A 15,597-nucleotide genomic window follows, 5' to 3' on the forward strand; every position below is an offset into this window, starting at 1 on the left:
CGGGACAGCACATATCGCTTAATCCATTTCACGAAGCTTTAACCCTGGACCTCTGAACGACGAATCGCCCACGCCGCCACAGCAGACGCTGAAACCAAGGAAATGACAGCCAGTGCGAGTCCAATGATCCATCCCTGAGCAGAAGAATCCACCGTGCCTGTGGCGTACATCTGCTGCGTCGAACCCTCAGCCATGACGTCTCCATCTTGGCCCGCAGGCGCCATAAGAACCTGCGTGGTCATCGGATCAACTTCAGGAGCTTCTGCCACCGCTGTTGCCTGCGGTTGCCTATTTGCTTCACCAGCCCCAGCTGGGGCTTGGACAGCAGCAGTGGTCTTAGCGGCTGCTGCAGCAACCAAGTTCTCGTACTGACCTTTAGTAATCGAGTTTCCTTCAGAATCCTGATACACCAATACCTCATTAGGGTTCTCAGGGTTTACCTCAGCAGTGGGTTCAGCTGCTTGTCCTCTTGCCGAACCAGCTCCAGCCCCTGCGATAGGAGCTTCAGTAGTTTCAGTGGGCTCTTCGTCATCCCCTAAATCGGCGATAGGGGACTCGGAGGTTGGGGTTGTGGTGATGAAATCATTTGGATCAAAATCAATTTTGTAATCTGGATCCTCGGAATCAAAGCCGAGTTCAGCCTGGGTTTTACTCACTGGGATCGCACCTGGACGATCAGTGTCTCCCCAGTACCACGCTTCTACTGTGCCAGCTGCGGGGTAATAGAGGAAAGCTCCGAGGTTGCTGTATTCCCATTCGTCTCCGCCGAGGGGTGCATGCCAATAAGACCAATAAGCTTCAGCAGGAGACGCGGTCATACAATCATCCACACTAGGACCTGGAAAGCTGTTGATACGGCATAGAAACTCTGGAGATCCTACAACGGTCTCCACATCGAAACCAGCATCGAGCAGTGTTTGGTAGCCATTTCCACCTGGGTCAGCGCAGCCGATGGTAAAGCCCTCAACCATCACTGTTACTTGGTCGTCTTCGCATGGCGTGGTCAAGGCGTGTGCAGAAGGAACCCACGGAGATATGGCGAGAACAATCCACAGTGCGACCGCAGCCGCAAAAACCTTCAGTGACAGGTGAAAAGTTGAGGTTCGTGACATGACTGTACTTCTCTCAGATGTTAGAACTGCAGGTTAGCCAGCATTGGTCCCATGACACCAGCGATAGCGGCAAGGACAGCCAAGATAGCGATGATAATTCCAGCGCCACCAATTCCAGCGGTGGATCCGTCCGAATCAGCTGGAGGAGTTGGAACCTCTGGATCTGGGATGATGATCAGTTCAGCGTTGGCGTAGTTGCCTCCCGCAAAACCCAAGGCAGCTTGACTAGTTGCGCGTCGAATCTGATCGCTGAGAACGGGGCTATTTTCCGTACCTTTAGCGTTGAATGCGAATGCACCTTGAATAGATGGGTCTGCATCTTCGCCGAACTGAACTGATGCCAGGTAGCCACGAGCTTTAAGGTAGTTTTGTTTATCACCCGCAAGGGCAAAAGCAGAGCTGACAACTCCCGTGGAGTTGGAATTCACACCAGTAAATATATTTTTGACACCACCGGTTTCATCCATGGTGGTGACGAGATAATTAAGAGTGGCTTGTGTGGTTGGATCCTGCGCACCATTAGCAAGTGTCAAGGCTTGTGCAACCATTGCAGTGACATCGGAATCTGTGATGTTACAAGTGGGCTCAATGGCTGAAGCTAATTGGACACCACCATCGGGGCACACTTGAGTTTCAAGGAAGTCTGTTGCGCGCTCGGCTGCTTCAGTTTCACCGACGCGGTGCAAGGCTAGAACACCCCAAGCCTGACTGAAGTTATTGATTGCTGAGCTTGCTTCACCATTGTTCAGGTTTTTGATCTGACCGTTTTCTTGAACAGTGCTGACTAGCTGCGCAATAAAATCAGAATCCCGAACACCCAGGCTGGCCTGAAAAGCAACAGTCTTAGCTAGACGGTCACTTGAGATGGAATCAGCATTAGAAAAATAACCTTCTAACTCCGGTGCGATGGCACGATATGCTGAATCAATCTCTAAGGAATCAGGATTAAGGGCATGTAGCGACATCAACAGATCTTGATTGAGCCCAATATCTGGTGTGCCTGCAGGCCCAGGGATAAGCCCATTCGCTGCTGCAAATTCCTTTTCGATGAATTGCGTAGCCAATTGAACTTCCGCTGGGGCATCCTGTGCAGAAACAACCTGGGGAGCCAAAAAGGAAACACCGGTTGCTAAAGCCACGGTTGCGGCAGACCAACGAATAGTCCTCGTCCCACGTAGATGAGCCATGAAAACATATCCTTAAAAATGAATTGGGGAAATGTTCTGACCCCGCTTTAAGGCACACATGACTGCACTTCATTACGGGCTTCAGAACCGTAATCCTCGACGGTTTGGAGCCAAACATTTCCTCCTCAGGCGGTCCGACTTAATGCAGTGCCTGATTAAAGCAAGTGCATAATACGGTTGCGGGTCAGCTTCGGATTCTCACCGAAATTTCCCTGAAGAAGAACAGATGGTGTCTTACACCATAAAATCACCACCGGTGCTGGTCAAATGATAGCCCCCGGCAGGGGTGGTAGATAAAAGGTAAGTTTTTGTGAAGAGTTTTTAAGAATTCGCAGCAATCCCAAAGCGTCGCATTCCGCGGATAGTGGAATCATAAATTCCAGCGTACTTTTCGATGACGTTTTGTGATGTCCCGTTATCTTCTGCCACACACAGTAAAACTCTATCGATGCCCAGGTGGTGAGCTTCACGAACGCCGAGTTTGAGCGCTGCGGTTACCGCTTCTTTTCTGCGCGCAGACGGCCGTACTCCGTAACCAATGTGGCCTGCGACTTCCAACAGCTGCTGTTTTAGCTTCGTGCTTCAGCGTTAAGAATCCGACAAGAGCATCATCAACGATCCAGAAATAACTACAGTGCACAAGTTCTTCCGATGGTGACGCTGCGGGGTCGGCTGCTTCTGTGCGCTCTTGGAGATCGTGCTGGAAAGTAATTTCCAAAGCTTCTTTCTCGCATCTGGTATCCAGCGGCATGGGGTGCAACTAGTTTGTGCCTCGCACCAGGTTAGCATCGCTAAGCGGGGCTACCGCTGGACTGGTTTGGGAAGGCTGGTGGAGGGCGGCGTCGATAAGCATGCTAGGGGGTTGTGTTTTATGTTTACCTCCTGTACTCTGTCCGTTTGGACTTTCCACTCGAAAACTCTATAGAGCGTGACGGTGTTTTAAGCTCCATGTAATCGTATAAACCTACTTTGTTGTAGGCCCCCCGCCATGAATGGCGATCCGTGTGGGAAATGGCAGCGAGCAATCCGACTATTGAGTTCGGGGAGCGTTAAGTGGCCAGAAAACACACGGTTAACGTCCAAGGTGGGTAGGGAACCCCAACGAGAAAGGCATCAGGTCGTCTCTAATGACAATGACTGATCCAATCGCCGACATGTTGTCGCGCGTGCGCAATGCTAGCAATGCGCACCACGATACCGTGTCCATGCCATCCTCCAAGATCAAGGCAAACATCGCCGAGATCCTGAAGCAGGAAGGCTACATCGCTAACTACACCGTCGAGGATGCCAAGGTCGGCAAGACCCTGTCCCTCGAGCTGAAGTACAGCAACACTCGCGTTCGCTCCATTGCTGGTCTGCGCCGCGTTTCCAAGCCAGGTCTGCGTGTCTACGCAAAGTCCACCAACCTGCCACAGGTTTTGGGCGGCCTCGGTGTGGCTATCATTTCCACATCACAGGGTCTGCTGACCGACCGTCAGGCTACCGAGAAGGGCGTAGGCGGAGAAGTTCTCGCCTACGTCTGGTAATAGGGAGGATTGACTAAATATGTCACGTATCGGAAAAGAACCGATCACCATCCCAGCTGGTGTCGAAACCAAGATTGACGGACAGCTCGTCGAGGTCAAGGGTCCTAAGGGAACCTTGAACTTCAACGTTCCTGCACCAATCGCCGTTGCAGTTGAAGACGGCCAGATTGTTGTTACTCGTCCGGATGATCACCGTACAAACCGTTCCCTTCACGGACTGTCCCGCTCCATGGTTAACAACCTGGTCGTCGGCGTCACCGAGGGATACACCATCAAGATGGAAATCTTCGGTGTCGGTTACCGTGTCGCGCTGAAGGGCAAGGACCTTGAGTTCTCCCTCGGCTACTCACACCCAGTTCTGATTGAAGCTGGCGAAGGCATCACTTTCGCAGTTGATGGCAACACCAAGCTTTCAGTTACTGGTATCGACAAGCAGAAGGTTGGACAGGTCGCAGCAGTGATCCGCCGCCTGCGTAAGGATGATCCTTACAAGGGTAAGGGCATCCGCTACGAGGGTGAGCAGATCCGCCGCAAGGTCGGAAAGACGGGTAAGTAAGCAATGAGCAACACTGAAAACAAGCAGAAGCGCGTTTCCGTTGGTAAGGACATCGCGACTCGTCGTCGCGTTGCCCGTGCACGCCGCCACTTCCGCATCCGCAAGAACCTGCGTGGCACCCCAGAGGCTCCACGTTTGGTTGTCCACCGTTCTTCTCGTCACATGCACGTGCAGATCATCGATGACGTTGCAGGCCACACCCTGGCTGCAGCTTCTTCCATCGAGGTCGAGGTTCGCGCAACTGAGGGCGACAAGAAGGCTAAGGGCGCAAAGGTCGGTCAGTTGATCGCCGAGCGTGCCAAGGCTGCTGGTATCGAGCAGGTCGTTTTCGACCGCGCTGGTTACAAGTACCACGGCCGCGTTGCAGCTCTTGCTGACGCCGCTCGTGAAGGTGGTCTGAAATTCTAATGATGACCATTTCTAAGAACATCAACGGAAGGACTGCGTAATGCCGGGACGTGAACGGCGTGACGGCGGACGATCCGCCGACGAGAACAACAACAACAAGCAGAACGATCGCAACGATCGTCGTGGCGGAGGCCGCCGCGATGACCGTCGCAATCAGCAGCAGGACGAGCGCTCACAGTACATTGAGCGCGTCGTAACCATCAACCGTGTGTCCAAGGTTGTCAAGGGTGGTCGTCGCTTCAGCTTCACCGCACTTGTCATCGTTGGCGACGGCAAGGGAATGGTCGGTGTCGGTTACGGCAAGGCCAAGGAAGTTCCTGCAGCAATCCAGAAGGGTGCAGAAGAGGCTCGCAAGAACTTCTTCCGCGTCCCAATGGTCAACGGAACCATCACTCACCCAGTTCAGGGCGAAAAGGCAGCCGGCATCGTTATGCTGAAGCCTGCTGCACCAGGTACCGGCGTTATCGCTGGTGGCGCAGCTCGTCCAGTTCTGGAATGTGCTGGTATCCAGGACATCCTGTCCAAGTCCCTTGGTTCTGACAACGCTATCAACGTCGTCCACGCTACCGTGGATGGCCTGAAGCAGCTGGTCCGCCCTGAAGAGGTTGCAGCCCGTCGTGGCAAGACTGTCGAAGAGGTCGCACCAGCACGTATTCTGCGTGCACGCGCAGGTCAGGAGGCGTAAGAAATGGCGCTGAAGATTACCCAGATCAAAGGTACTGTGGGCACCAAGCCTAAGCATCGCGAAAATCTTCGTTCCCTCGGTCTAAAGCGAATCCGCCACTCCGTGGTCCGTCCCGATACCCCTGAGGTTCGTGGCATGGTCCAGGCAGTTCGCCACCTGATCGTCGTCGAAGAAGTGGCGGGGGAGTAGAACAATGAGCGAACCAATTAAGCTCCACGATTTGCGCCCAGCACCGGGCTCAAACAAAGCTAAGACCCGCGTTGGTCGAGGCGAAGCATCCAAGGGTAAGACTGCAGGTCGCGGTACCAAGGGTACCAAGGCACGCAAGCAGGTCTCTGCTGCATTCGAAGGTGGCCAAATGCCACTGCAGATGCGTCTTCCTAAGCTGAAGGGCTTCAAGAACCCTAACAAGGTTGACTACCAGGTAGTTAACGTTTCTGATCTTGCAGAGAAGTTCCCACAGGGCGGCGACGTAGCTATTGCTGACATCGTTGCATCCGGACTTGTCCGTAAGAACGAGCTCGTTAAGGTTCTTGGCAACGGCGATATCAGCGTCAAGCTGAACATCACCGCTAACAAGTTCTCCGGCTCTGCCAAGGAAAAGATCGAAGCCGCTGGCGGCTCCGTAACCGTGGCATAAGTTCTTAAGAACTTTCAAAAGTAACCCCCAAGGGAAACCTTGGGGGTTACTTTTTTGTGTTTTTATTGGGGTTGGGTCGGCTGGTCTCAGGGGCTTGGGGATTTTCAGAGCTTTATGGACGTTTATGGAGTGTTTGGGTTGGGGTTTGAGCCTGAAAATCTTGATGGTAGCTCGGGAGATTGTCGGGGAGCTGTCGGGAGGATGAAAGTCAGACTGGGTGACCAAGAATTCAGAAACTGAGAGGATTTTGGTCACCTAGTCTGGTTGGGCTGAAATTTGCTCCTAAACGCCAGAAAAAGTGCCTTCTTAGAATCAGGCCTAAGCATCGGGTAGGGCCGCTCCCATAGATCCACTGATCCTGAAGTAATGAGCTCTAAAGTGAGCTCGCACCTGGAATGCTTTTGTCCCACTCTAAAAAAACAAAGCACCCAGCACTTTAAAAGTGCTAGGTGCTTTCCTTCAGTCTTATGATTAACGTAAGCGCTGCAAAAACCAAAAACCTAAATAGTCCGGTGAATGCTCTTATACGTCAGATAGGCACTGAGACCTTCGATGCCGTATTCCACTCCCATGCCAGATTCATGGCGGCCACCAAAAGGCGCGGAGTGGTTGGATCCGAAGAAGTTGATGCCCACGGAACCGGAATCTACTTGGCGCGCAACTTCCAGTGCGTGCTCTTCATCTGCACCAAAGACTAGTCCACCGAGTCCGAATTCAGTGTTGTTGGCTAGTTCGATTGCTTCGGAAACCCCATTAGTGTCATCGTATTTCAGGATTGAGAGCACAGGGCCGAAGATTTCTTCACGGGAGATACGCATGTCTGGGGTGACATCGGCAAACACGGTTGGTTGGATAAACTCACCTGATTCTAACCCCTCTGAAATGCCGATTGACCGCGCTCCACCAGCAACTACTCGCGCGCCTTCTTCTAATGCAGAATCAATATAAGACATGACTGTTGCATACTGAGCAGCACTGGCAACTGGTCCAAATACAGTTGATTCATCAAAGGGATCGCCTTGTCTACCTGCAGTGATGGTGTTTGCCACAGTCTGGACGACTTCTTCGTAGCGTGAGCTAGGAGCGATGATTCGGGTGCTGATATAACAAGTTTGACCTGTGTTGCGCATACATGATCGGATCAATCGTTCTGAGAGCACGGACATATCGGCATCTGGTAACACGATGGCAGAGGATTTTCCACCGAGTTCTAGAGTGACGGGGCGGAGTAGTTCTCCACAGGCTGCAGCGATCTTTTTGCCCACTGGTGTGGATCCCGTGAATGCTACTTTGTCTACTCCAGCGTGGCGGACTAGCTCATCACCAAAGCGTCCTGATCCGGTGAGCAGGTTCACGACGCCTGCAGGAACTCCGGCGGCCTCGATAGCTTCAATGATGAAACGAATGGAAAGTGGAGTAGGGGAAGCAGGTTTGATGATGGTGGTGCAGCCGGCAAGAAGTGCTGGGGCTAATTTAATGACCACGAGGTTGATGGGGAAATTCCAAGGCGCAATTAAGCCACAGACACCGATGGGGTCTTTGTCCACGATGGACTCTGCACCACCCGCAGGGAATTCACGGATGTCTTCACTATCTAACCAGGGTGCAAGGCCCGCGAAATAACGGAAGATTCCAGCGGCATTGGACGCGGCACCGCGGGTTTCGGAGATGGGAGAGCCATTTTCTCGAGTGTTGGTGAGCGCGAGAACCTCTGCGCGGGTTTCAATTTCCATTGCGATTTTGAGCAGATATTCAGCTCGTTCTGCGCCAGAGAGCGCACCCCAAGTTTGTAGTGCAGCCCGTGCAGCACCAACTGCTAGATCTAATTCTGCGCTCGTGGCTTCTGGGACTGATCCCCATTCTTGGCCAATAGCAGGATCGACTACCGGATTGCGTTTAGTACCTGTGGCTTTCACCCAGGTGCCGTTGATGTAGAAATCATCAACGTGAGTGTAAGGGAGATTTAACTCAGCACGCTTAGTTACAGCATTCATTATCGAATCGTATCCGTTCTTAGCAGGGCTTTGGCACGGGTGAGATCTGCGGTGGCCATTTCATAAGCTGCTTCGGTGATAAGCTCTGGCAGGATTTCTCGGTCTAGGCGGTCGACATAATCGGAGACCGGCATGCCGAACCAGGAGCTGGATGCCATGATTCCGGCGCGGTCGAAACGCCAGAGTCGATCGGAATCTCGAACTAGTGCATCTTCTAGAGAATAGGCCACTTGTCGGGTGTCGTGGCCGTCAATGATGTCGCAGACTTGCTCGATAAAATCGGCAGCATATCCCAGTCCTGGAAGTACCCGACGTGCGACAATGCAACCTTCGGATTCGTGTTCAAAGCGGATCGCAGCTTTACGCCAATTACCGGAGAACCCTTCAGAGATAATGCGGGTTTCATCAACGTGAGCCCATCCAGTGTCATGCAAAATTGCGGCAACGAGAACCACTTCTTTGTTGGCTGCAGGGTATGCAGCACAAAGACGTTCTGCATATGCGGCCACGAGTGGAAGATGCACATCATTTGCACGGGTGCGGGTTTCCGGTTCGATGGCTTTCCATAATTGTTCAAATCCACGGGATGGAGCTGAGCAAATAGATTCTGTCACAATGGGGCCCACAGCTGGGATGGGTCGAATGCCAAAATTTTCCACAAAAGTTACTGCCCGGGGATCAGAAGCGTGAACGCTGGGGTCTGCTTTTTCCCAAGCGGGTAAATTACTGCGATTCATCGGGTAACCTCCAGGTCAACGGCTAGTTTTTTCAACGGCTGCGAGATATCGCCAGCTTGGTCAGCGGGGATGTTTTGGTTTTTGGAAAGTGCACCGCGCACAGCCATGAAATCTAGGGGCGCGTTGACGCAATCGGCGGCGATGATTTGTCCATCTCGGTAGTAGAGCACCGAGAATTTCTTTTTCTCTGCGTCTTCACGAATCACTGTGCTGTCATATCCCACAGTTAAACCAGCGATTTGCAGCTTGAGGTCGCCTTGATTAGACCAAAACCAGGGAATTCCTGCATATGCTTCGGGCTGGCCTACGAGAGAATAAGCTGCGATTTTGGCGTGTTCGATCGCATTGTTCACGCTTTCCAGGCGGATGCGCTCATCTGTTGGGGAACCCGGAATGGGGTTGGGAATGTTGGCAACATCGCCAATGGCAATGGTGGTGCCATCTGAAGCAACAGCATGTTTATCTACCACGATGCCGTTGTTGATCTCTAGTCCCATATCGGCGGCTAGTTCTGTATTCGGGATGACGCCGATTCCCACGATGACTAGTTGGGCTGGGATTACCTGACCATTTTCTAGTTCGACACCGCTGAGCTTGCCATTGCTGCCCACAAATTGTTTGATGCGGGCATCGAGCACGATATTTACGCCACGGGAACGGTGTTGCTCTAAGAAAAATGATGCGGTTTCTTCACCCACGGCGCGCCCGATCAGACGTGAACCATGTTCCAATACTGTGACATTTTTGCCGAGGTCATGAAGAGAACACGCAGCTTCCAAACCGATGAAGCCACCGCCGACAACCACTGCATCGGTCACAGAACCAATCATTGCTTTCAGCGCTAGGGCATCATCCGCATTACGCAGGTAGGTAACACCCTCTAATGAGGCGCCCGGGAGGTCAAGGCGCCGAGGTCGGGCGCCGACAGCTAGAGCGAGACGTCGAAAAGCAAATTCTTGACCGGCACCACCATAGGCAACGCCAGAGCCGTCTTCGTTTTTCTCAATGCGCTCAATGCGCACGCCTTTAACCAGCTTGATATTGTTGTCTTCCCAATATTGATTGGAACGAAAAATCAGGCGCTCTTTATCAATTTTGTCCTGGAGAAATTCCTTGGACAGCGCGGGGCGTTGATAAGGGCGATGATCCTCTTCACCAAGCAAAGTGATTGACTCGGTGAAACCAGTGGCACGCAAGGAGATCGCGAGCTGCACGCCAGATTGGTTCGCACCAATGATTAAAATTCCAGTTTCAGCTGCAGTATTCATAGCCACAACCTCACACTTGTGTTTCTGGAGTGGTCACTGACAGATCCATGCCTTCGGTGACCTTGATCTGGCAAGACAAGCGAGAGCAATCTTCCCGGTCAACGGCCGCACCCCATAGCATTTCATCTTCCATTTCTTCCATGGGGGAAAGCTCCGCATATTGTGCAGGATCCACGAAGACATGGCAGGTTGCGCAGGACAGGGAACCACCGCACTCCGCAACGATGCCAGGGACACCGTTGCGCACAGCGGTTTCCATAACTGAATCGCCAACATTTGCTTCGACAGTGCGGGTTTCTCCTGCATGATCAGTGAAATGAACGGTAGACATGATGTTCTCCTTGCTTAACAGTGGGTTAGATGAACTGCCGGCCGCCATCAATGATGAGCGTTTGGCCGGTGATATATTCCGCTTCAGCGGAGGCTAGGAAGATGGTGGCGCCAACGATGTCTTCGGGTTGGCTTGCGCGTTTGATGGAGCCGCGGGCCACACCATAAGTTTCGGCGTTATCCATGAGTCCCAAGCTGGCTTCGGTCAGTGTGAAACCTGGGGCGACTGCGTTGACGGTAATGCCACGATCGCCGAGTTCTTTTGCCAGCACTCGAGTCAAAGCAATCACTCCGCCTTTGGACGCAACGTAGTGTGCCCAGTGTGCGGAACCGGAAAATACGGTCGCGCTAGATAAATTGACCACGCGCGCATTGTCCGACAAGTATGGGCTGAGTGATCGGGTGACCAACCAGGGGCCTTTGAGGTTCACGCCCATCACCAGATCCCATTCCGCAGGATCGATATCCTCAAATGGTGCGCGGGTGACTGTGGCATAAACCGCGGCGTTATTAATAAGGACATCAACCTGGCCGCCACCAAATTCGGCGGCCCCTGCTGCTAGCGCAGCAGTTGATTCGAGCGACGTGACATCTACTTCAAAGGCTGCGGCTTGCGCGCCGGCAGCTTTGAGCTTTTCGACGGTTTCCTGCGCGCCGGCTAAATTAATGTCTGCAACCGCGATGCGATCGCCTTTAGCTGCGAACCCTTCAGCAAACGCTCGACCCAAACCACCTGCAGCACCTGTGATTAATATAGTGCGTGGCTTAGACATGAGAGTCCACTCCATGATCATGGGAATGACTGTGCGCTCCGGGTCCTTCGGTGCGTAGAGCATCCGGATCAACGATAACAACCTTGCCCTTGGTGCCATCGACCTTGAGGTAATCACCATTCTTGATGGTGGTAGATGCTGATCCAGTACCAGTAACCGCTGGTAGACCATACTCGCGGCAGACAATCGCAGCGTGGCTCATCATGCCACCAATATCAGTGACCGTGGCCTTGATCTTGCCAAAGATCGGACCCCATGAAGGAGCAGTTACCGGAGCTACAAGGATCTCATCCTGCTGAATTTCTGAGAGATCATCAGCGCTCAAGATCACGCGTGCATAGCCTTCCACAACACCTGGAGAGGCAGCCATACCCTTGAGGGTTCCTTCTTCAGCATCTTCATCATTGCCCAACCAAGATTGGACCTGCTCAGTGGTGATGCCCCAGAGCATACGAGTGAAAGGTTCCGTGATGGACTCTGGCGGAGTATTCAGGGCAGGAGCCGGACGGGCAGTCTTGAGTGCTGTCACAATTGCCTTGCGGCGTGCAATTTCTTCCGGCCACACAACCTTGCCAATTGGGCCATCTGGTGCGCCAACACCCCAAGCGGTAGCGAGATCGAACAGGACATCGCGTACTTCAGTGCGGTTGAGGTAGAGCAGATCATCTTCCTCTTCCCAGAAGCCGTATCCCTGCAGAGTGCGGGAGAGTTCCCGTACCTTGCGCCAGAAGACAGACATGGTCCAGTGCTCAATGTAGAAATTATGGTTTTCTACGTATGGGTAGGCAGTGGCCGCAAGTCCACATTTAGCGTCGAACTGCTCCAGCTGTTCACCATCGAGTAGATCGCGGTATTCCTCCACGACACGTTCTTTTTCTGCAATGAGCTCATCTTTTGGACGTGAGATGGTCTGGCCTTCATCAAGGCGGCGAATATAGTCCGCAATATAGCCCAGTGGCAGTTCGAGGTGCTCGATCCAGTACTTATCGTGGCCGTAGAAACCATTGCCCACGGTGAAGTTGAACCATGGATCCTGGGCTTCTTCCCAGCGGGCAATCCAAGTGGAGCCACCTTCAGCAGCCGCAATCGCTGCCAGTGTCGCTGTTGGATCATCTGGATTGGCAAAGTGAGCTTGAAGGCCTAGATCCACAGCCAGCTGTGCCAATGTCTTGAGCTCATCATCAGGGCGGAAAAGCTCCATATCAACACCCTGAACCATCATGGAAATGGACTGATCAGGAATATCTGGGAACACTTCCTTGCAGAAATTAAAGAAGTCCAGGTAAGCGATATAGCCCAAGTTGAGGAACTCAAAGTGATACTGCCAGTTTTGGTAGGCAAGCTGAATAAGTCGATCAAAGTTCTCCATCAGCACTTCGGTGCCGTCTTTGGCCTTTCCAGAGAGGATATCTTCCATCGGAACATACTCAGGCAAAGGCTTGAACTCTAGAGTTTCCAGCTCATTGATGGTGCCTAGGACGCGCTGCTTCCAATCAGCCAACATGGTGTCCCAGTTTTGGAAATAGTGAGTGATGCGTTCCTGGAACATCGGCACACGATCTGCAATTTGATCTTCTGGAACTGGAATAGGGGACATGTAGAGATATCCCAAGTGCACGCGGAATTCGATGCCATTGGCATTCGGGATCATCAGGTGACGTGCATTGTATTGACCCAAACACTTCACCGCGAATTCGCCGCCGATAGTTTCAAAAGGCTTGAACACAGTTGGCCAGTGCTGCGAGTCGCAGAACCAGAACTTTTCATTCTCCTTATCTATGAGTTTGTCCTGGAAAACGAGATAATAAGGATAGAGATCTTCCCAACCTTCTGCACCCTGCGGAACAGGTAGGTCTGAGGGCTTGGGGAAAGATTTATTAGCCATGATGAGAAACTCCTTAAATGCTTGCTTGTCGACGAAAAGATTCAGGTGGTTTTATTTGGTGCCGGTCATAGCGGCGGTGATGGAGCTGAAATCAAAAGCTCCAGGTGTTTTAGCTGCCTGTGGAGTTGGGGTTTCCTTTTTCACCCCATTCGAGTGGATGGTTTCTGGTCTAGACTGCAAGAGCAGAAGATTCTCACCATCAGGAAGATCAGCGTCCAAAGCCCACTCAATATCTTGTGGACACTTGTAATGCTTTTCTGCGCGCTTAGCCATATTGGCCACTGCCAGCATTTCTTCATCAGTGAGGCTGCGAATTTCTGCCCGCGCCGGGTCAACTGGTTTTTCGATGAGGCTGCCGCTCGTAGCATCGGGTATGAGCTCAGCGTGTTTACTGCCGATGTGTTCAGAAACTACCTGCAGGGTAATTTTGTCCAGCACGATATTATCTGGGGTCACTTCGCCGGAGACCACCATTTCACCAACTCCCCAGGAGGAGTCAATGGTGATTTTGGAGCGATCGCCATTGGAGGGGTTCATCGTGATGGCAACGCCTGCGACACGTGAGTTGACCATCTTCTGTACCACCACAGCCATGGAGAGTCCCTCATTGGGAATGTTATTTTTCAGGCGGTAGATGATGGCGCGGGAGGTAAACAAAGATGCCCAGCATTTTCGGATGTGCTCGGTCACCGCGCCTAGTCCAACTTGCCACAGGTACGTATCTTGTTGTCCTGCAAAAGATGCATCTGGCAGATCTTCTGCAGTGGCGGAGGAACGTATAGCAACAGGTACTTCGCCACCACAGAGTTTCATGAGGTCGTGGAAAGCCTGGTGAACTGCAACACGAGGATTTTCAGGTACTTCGAGGCTGCATAGTTCATCGCGAATGATGGCAGAAACACGATCGACTTCCTTGATATCTTCTGCATCAAGATCACTCAGAAGCTGTTCGATATGTGCTGCCACTCCCGCTTCACGGATGAATTCATCAAAGCTCGCAGTGGTGACCACAAAACCTGGAGGCACTGGCATTCCCGCATCTGTCATCGTGACAAGTGATGCGCCCTTACCGCCGAGAACTTCCAACACTGGGTCGAGTCCTTCGTCGAAACGCTGCACAAAGGGAATATTCAAACTGTTAGTCATGGCTCTTTTCCTTAACTCTTGGAGAGATCATGTGGAAGGTTCTTAGCTATTCCAGGTCACGGGAACCGAAGTGGGAACGCGGAAAGAGAGGTTCTCTCGGAAGCCGATCGGGGAATCTTGAATAAGCTGCAACGATGGGGCCAATTTGGTGACCTCTTCGAGGCAAATCTTTGCTTGCAATTTGGCCAGCATGTTGCCGAGGCAATAGTGGATACCAAACCCAAAGGACAGATGTTCACGAGCATTGGTTCGAGCGATATCGAATTCTTCGCTGTTTTCAAAACGCTCTTCATCGCGGTTGGCGGAGCCCATGAGCAGCAGGACTCCGTCGCCTTCCTTAATGGAAACACCACCGATTTCAGTGTCTTTCAGTGCTTTTCGACGCCATCCGACGATCGAACCTGAGTACCGCAACACCTCATCGACAGCACCTGGAATCAACTTGGGATTTTCAGTGATTGCAGCCCACTGCTCAGGGTGATCAAGCAAAACGCGGAAGCAATTAGAAATCAGCGTTGTGGTGGTCTCATGTCCGGCGAAAAGAAGCGAATAAAGCAGTGAAGCAATTTCGTGGTCAGTAATTTCTTGACCAGACTCTTGAGCTCGCACGAGATCTGCGGTGAGGTTATCGCCGCCGTGTTCATGAGCATGTGCAACCATGCGTTGGCATTCTTGCCAGTACTCCACCAGATTGTGAGCATGGGGGATTTGTTCTTCATCTGAAAGATCTCCCCATGTCATCGCTGCTCGAGAATCGGACCACCGCTTATAGGTGTCAACCATGGAGATATCTGCGCCGATGAGCGTAAGAATGGTGATGGTTGGAATGTCATAAGCAAGATCTGTGAACATATCTCCCGTGCAATCTTGGCTTTGGAGCATTTTTTCCACACGATCGATAACCATTGCTCGGATATCTGGCTCAAGTGCTTTGTATCTACGCGGAGTAAATGCTTTTTGCGCAATCGCTCGGATACGGGTGTGCTCTGGCGGAATACGCGCGGAGAGACCGGAGTACGCAGTAAAACCGCCATCATTCATGATTTGGGTTGCTTGTGGTCCACGTCCGCGAACTGGCGCTTGAGCATTTTCAGAGGAGAATGTCTCCCAATCGTCAAAGGTGGCCTTGATATCGTCGTACTTTGTGACAACCCAGTATCCAATGCGTTCATCAAACATCACCGGTTCTTCGCGACGAAGTTCTTGGTACGCAGGGAAGGGGTTCTCCATTTGGAATGGCTGATAGCCGTGATATTGATCGGTATCAGAACTTGCCGTGTGCCCGAAAGGGCAGCCACCGGTATTTGCTGTAGTTGGGTTTGCTTGTTGGGAAGTCATCTCATCTCCTGT

General features: G+C 52.2%; 17 protein-coding genes and 1 riboswitch. Of the genes, 6 read left to right on the plus strand and 11 right to left on the minus strand.

The window, feature by feature from the left end; all coding sequences use genetic code 11:
* Positions 1 to 38: 38 nt before the first annotated feature.
* From ccrud_RS02740 to ccrud_RS15630, 3 genes are all read right to left on the minus strand, one after another.
* Positions 39 to 1,112, minus strand: coding sequence for an oxidoreductase (locus tag ccrud_RS02740; RefSeq protein ID WP_066564525.1), 1,074 nt, complete (start codon positions 1,110 to 1,112; stop codon positions 39 to 41).
* Positions 1,113 to 1,132: 20 nt separating this feature from the next.
* Positions 1,133 to 2,299 carry a prenyltransferase/squalene oxidase repeat-containing protein gene (locus tag ccrud_RS02745; RefSeq protein WP_066564527.1) on the minus strand — a complete coding sequence of 389 codons (1,167 nt, stop codon included), beginning with the start codon at positions 2,297 to 2,299 and terminating at the stop codon, positions 1,133 to 1,135.
* Between the two features lie 74 nt (positions 2,300 to 2,373).
* Positions 2,374 to 2,535, minus strand: a riboswitch (adenosylcobalamin (AdoCbl) riboswitch).
* Between the two features lie 85 nt (positions 2,536 to 2,620).
* The gene (locus ccrud_RS15630) at positions 2,621 to 2,857 is read right to left on the minus strand and encodes a GNAT family N-acetyltransferase (protein ID WP_245670355.1); all 237 of its coding nucleotides are present in this window, start codon (positions 2,855 to 2,857) and stop codon (positions 2,621 to 2,623) included.
* Between the two features lie 569 nt (positions 2,858 to 3,426).
* Between ccrud_RS15630 and rpsH the strand changes: the two genes are divergently transcribed.
* The 6 genes from rpsH to rplO are packed head-to-tail and all read left to right on the plus strand — an operon-like array spanning position 3,427 to position 6,114.
* The gene (gene rpsH / locus ccrud_RS02755; protein WP_066564529.1) at positions 3,427 to 3,825 is read left to right on the plus strand and encodes a 30S ribosomal protein S8; all 399 of its coding nucleotides are present in this window, start codon (positions 3,427 to 3,429) and stop codon (positions 3,823 to 3,825) included.
* 19 nt (positions 3,826 to 3,844) lie between these two features.
* Entirely contained in the window at positions 3,845 to 4,381 is a 537-nt protein-coding gene (gene rplF / locus ccrud_RS02760) for a 50S ribosomal protein L6 (RefSeq protein ID WP_066564531.1), read from the plus strand.
* 3 nt (positions 4,382 to 4,384) lie between these two features.
* On the plus strand, positions 4,385 to 4,789 hold the full coding sequence (gene rplR / locus ccrud_RS02765) for a 50S ribosomal protein L18 (RefSeq protein WP_066564534.1): 405 nt from the start codon (positions 4,385 to 4,387) through the stop codon (positions 4,787 to 4,789).
* Between the two features lie 40 nt (positions 4,790 to 4,829).
* A complete protein-coding gene (gene rpsE / locus ccrud_RS02770; protein ID WP_066564536.1) occupies positions 4,830 to 5,474 on the plus strand; it encodes a 30S ribosomal protein S5 in 645 nt (214 codons plus the stop codon).
* Positions 5,475 to 5,477: 3 nt separating this feature from the next.
* Positions 5,478 to 5,663 carry a 50S ribosomal protein L30 gene (gene rpmD / locus ccrud_RS02775; RefSeq protein WP_066564538.1) on the plus strand — a complete coding sequence of 62 codons (186 nt, stop codon included), beginning with the start codon at positions 5,478 to 5,480 and terminating at the stop codon, positions 5,661 to 5,663.
* Between the two features lie 4 nt (positions 5,664 to 5,667).
* Positions 5,668 to 6,114, plus strand: coding sequence for a 50S ribosomal protein L15 (gene rplO / locus ccrud_RS02780; RefSeq protein ID WP_066564541.1), 447 nt, complete (start codon positions 5,668 to 5,670; stop codon positions 6,112 to 6,114).
* A 500-nt stretch (positions 6,115 to 6,614) separates the two neighbouring features.
* Here the strand turns inward: rplO and ccrud_RS02785 are convergent, their stop codons facing one another.
* The 8 genes from ccrud_RS02785 to ccrud_RS02820 are packed head-to-tail and all read right to left on the minus strand — an operon-like array spanning position 6,615 to position 15,585.
* A complete protein-coding gene (locus tag ccrud_RS02785; RefSeq protein ID WP_066564543.1) occupies positions 6,615 to 8,108 on the minus strand; it encodes an aldehyde dehydrogenase family protein in 1,494 nt (497 codons plus the stop codon).
* Positions 8,108 to 8,845, minus strand: coding sequence for an HD domain-containing protein (locus ccrud_RS02790; protein ID WP_066564545.1), 738 nt, complete (start codon positions 8,843 to 8,845; stop codon positions 8,108 to 8,110). Before ccrud_RS02790 ends, ccrud_RS02785 begins: the two co-directional genes overlap by 1 nt.
* Positions 8,842 to 10,113 carry an NAD(P)/FAD-dependent oxidoreductase gene (locus ccrud_RS02795; RefSeq protein ID WP_066564547.1) on the minus strand — a complete coding sequence of 424 codons (1,272 nt, stop codon included), beginning with the start codon at positions 10,111 to 10,113 and terminating at the stop codon, positions 8,842 to 8,844. Before ccrud_RS02795 ends, ccrud_RS02790 begins: the two co-directional genes overlap by 4 nt.
* Positions 10,114 to 10,123: 10 nt before the next feature.
* Positions 10,124 to 10,444, minus strand: coding sequence for a 2Fe-2S iron-sulfur cluster-binding protein (locus tag ccrud_RS02800; RefSeq protein WP_066564549.1), 321 nt, complete (start codon positions 10,442 to 10,444; stop codon positions 10,124 to 10,126).
* A gap of 25 nt (positions 10,445 to 10,469) precedes the next feature.
* The gene (locus ccrud_RS02805) at positions 10,470 to 11,216 is read right to left on the minus strand and encodes an SDR family NAD(P)-dependent oxidoreductase (protein ID WP_066564553.1); all 747 of its coding nucleotides are present in this window, start codon (positions 11,214 to 11,216) and stop codon (positions 10,470 to 10,472) included.
* On the minus strand, positions 11,209 to 13,101 hold the full coding sequence (locus tag ccrud_RS02810) for a PEP-utilizing enzyme (protein WP_066564556.1): 1,893 nt from the start codon (positions 13,099 to 13,101) through the stop codon (positions 11,209 to 11,211). Before ccrud_RS02810 ends, ccrud_RS02805 begins: the two co-directional genes overlap by 8 nt.
* Positions 13,102 to 13,152: 51 nt before the next feature.
* Positions 13,153 to 14,247: a PEP/pyruvate-binding domain-containing protein gene (locus ccrud_RS02815; protein WP_066564559.1), complete on the minus strand. Its 1,095-nt coding sequence runs from the start codon at positions 14,245 to 14,247 to the stop codon at positions 13,153 to 13,155.
* Positions 14,248 to 14,289: 42 nt separating this feature from the next.
* Positions 14,290 to 15,585, minus strand: a complete 1,296-nt coding sequence (locus ccrud_RS02820) for a cytochrome P450 (RefSeq protein ID WP_066564562.1) — start codon at positions 15,583 to 15,585, stop codon at positions 14,290 to 14,292.
* Positions 15,586 to 15,597 lie beyond the last annotated feature (12 nt).

Origin of the sequence: Corynebacterium crudilactis (genome assembly GCF_001643015.1) — a bacterium.
GTDB lineage: Bacteria > Actinomycetota > Actinomycetes > Mycobacteriales > Mycobacteriaceae > Corynebacterium > Corynebacterium crudilactis.